Source organism: Pseudomonas nitroreducens TX1, assembly GCF_000313755.1.
Lineage (GTDB): Bacteria > Pseudomonadota > Gammaproteobacteria > Pseudomonadales > Pseudomonadaceae > Pseudomonas > Pseudomonas nitroreducens_A.
In genome coordinates this window covers 1-307 of record NZ_AMZB01000002.1, presented here as the reverse complement: position 1 = coordinate 307, position 307 = coordinate 1, and the positions used below count along the sequence as shown (strand labels likewise).

At 63.2% G+C, this 307-nt stretch carries 1 protein-coding gene; it reads left to right on the top strand.

Annotated elements, in window-relative coordinates:
- A partial coding sequence (locus C167_RS31905) for an arginine deiminase family protein (RefSeq protein WP_037005681.1) occupies positions 1-307 on the top strand: 307 nt, incomplete at both ends.

Sequence of the window (307 nt, the reverse complement as noted above, 5' to 3'; positions counted from 1 at the left end):
CTGGTACGGCGATCCGGACAAGGACCACGGCATGTCCACCCTCGAAGGTGGTGACGTCATGCCCATCGGCAACGGCGTCGTCCTGATCGGCATGGGCGAGCGCTCCTCCCGCCAGGCCATTGGCCAAGTCGCCCAGGCGCTGTTCGCCAAAGGAGCCGCCGAGAAAGTAATTATCGCCGGCCTGCCCAAGTCCCGCGCAGCGATGCATCTGGATACCGTGTTCAGCTTCTGCGACCGCGACCTGGTCACTGTCTTCCCGGAAGTGGTAAAAGAGATCGTTGCCTTCACCCTGCGCCCGGACGAGAAG